Annotated in this window: 2 protein-coding genes; one reads left to right on the top strand and one right to left on the bottom strand. The window is 31.8% G+C overall.

The features are described 5' to 3' along the window. Window positions 1-81: 81 nt before the first annotated feature. Window positions 82-450: a hypothetical protein gene (locus GSA01S_RS10630; protein WP_083513311.1), complete on the bottom strand. Its 369-nt coding sequence runs from the start codon at window positions 448-450 to the stop codon at window positions 82-84. A gap of 409 nt (window positions 451-859) precedes the next feature. Here GSA01S_RS10630 and GSA01S_RS10215 point away from each other — a divergent pair, with 409 nt between their 5' ends. Continuing rightward, window positions 860-1129 carry a DUF5960 family protein gene (locus tag GSA01S_RS10215; protein ID WP_066127293.1) on the top strand — a complete coding sequence of 90 codons (270 nt, stop codon included), beginning with the start codon at window positions 860-862 and terminating at the stop codon, window positions 1127-1129. Window positions 1130-1247 lie beyond the last annotated feature (118 nt).

The following is a 1247-nucleotide window of genomic DNA, read 5'->3' as shown; positions in this document are numbered from 1 at the left end:
AAAAAGAAAGGGATACTATATGTAGTGGTATATATCCTAAAGAGCCTACTCCGATATGGGGTAGGCTTATTTTTTATGTTTTTAATATAAGTTAATTATCTCGCCATTCTCAACTTGTGCTACTTCCTTGGCTGATTTATCATCACCGCTGTATTCCATACCGCTATCCATAAACCACAAGTTGCCGTCGGTTTCTTCATACACGTCGTATAGACTGCCTCTAATTTCCTCGTCCATCTCTGCTAATGCTTTTAAAATTCTTTCTTCTAAAGTCATATTTAATTCCTCCCAGTAATTTGATAAAGTTTCAATTGTTAAGAAGTTTGCTTTGTCGATTGAACGTGTTCCGTTTCTCAATTCATTAACAGTAGTGTACGGTATCCCAGTTTCTTTTGATATTCTATATGAACTAATATCACTATTAATTAAATTTTCGATGTTTTTTCTCATTTTTATTTCCCCCTAAAAAAGATAATAATATTGATGATTAAAGTTACAATCAAGATTAAAGTTAAAAGTATATTGTTTTTGTTTTCTTTATGCATTTGATTTCCTCCTAATTTTGTATTAAAATGAAGAGGAAGGGAAGGTCAACCTTCCTCTATGATTAAGGTATTAGAGTTTTTATGAGGTTAGCTATCGCAGTTATTAAGTTTAGTATTCCCAGTACTAGGTTAATGACTTGGCTAGCCTTATTTTGTTTGTCTTTTCTTTTTTCTCTCATTAGTTCTCTTCTAGTTGTCATTATCAACTTCCTTTCCTGACCTTCTATCTATATTATAACCGTTTGCGGTTATAAAGTCAACGTTTTTTTAAAGTTATTTTTGAATTTATGCTATATTTTTTACGAGGTGACAGTATGAGACTTAACTACCAGTGTGACAAAAACTTTTATCCAGAAGACCTATCTGGCATGCGATTTGAAGATGACTACACCAAGTTAATCAACACCATCTACCCAGCGTGGTCAATGGAAGAACATTTTATTAACCACATGAAAAAGCAGGGCGAACCGTACTTATATTTTAAGCCAGAAGAAACATTTGATGACCAGCCACATATCTTTAGATTTGAGATAGTGAGTGACCAGCAATATAGAAAATGGTATAAATATTTAGGTGTTAAATAAATTAATTTTAACTTAGGGGTTTACAAAGTATACACTTATGATGTATACTAGCTTTTGTAATTAATTTTGCAGTAATTTTGCAATGAGGTTGTGTTCTACTTGATAAATCAATAAAGTA

It is taken from the genome of Globicatella sanguinis NBRC 15551 (assembly GCF_001552295.1).
Classification (GTDB): domain Bacteria; phylum Bacillota; class Bacilli; order Lactobacillales; family Aerococcaceae; genus Globicatella; species Globicatella sanguinis.
The sequence above is the reverse complement of the archived record's forward strand: the minus strand, read 5'-3'. Positions and strand labels throughout refer to the sequence as shown.

Bases quoted from the DNA above. Each gene is read 5' to 3' on its own strand.
- GSA01S_RS10630 (WP_083513311.1), bottom strand. From the start codon at position 450: ATGAGAAAAAACATCGAAAATTTAATTAATAGTGATATTAGTTCATAT.
- GSA01S_RS10215 (WP_066127293.1), top strand. From the start codon at position 860: ATGAGACTTAACTACCAGTGTGACAAAAACTTTTATCCAGAAGACCTA.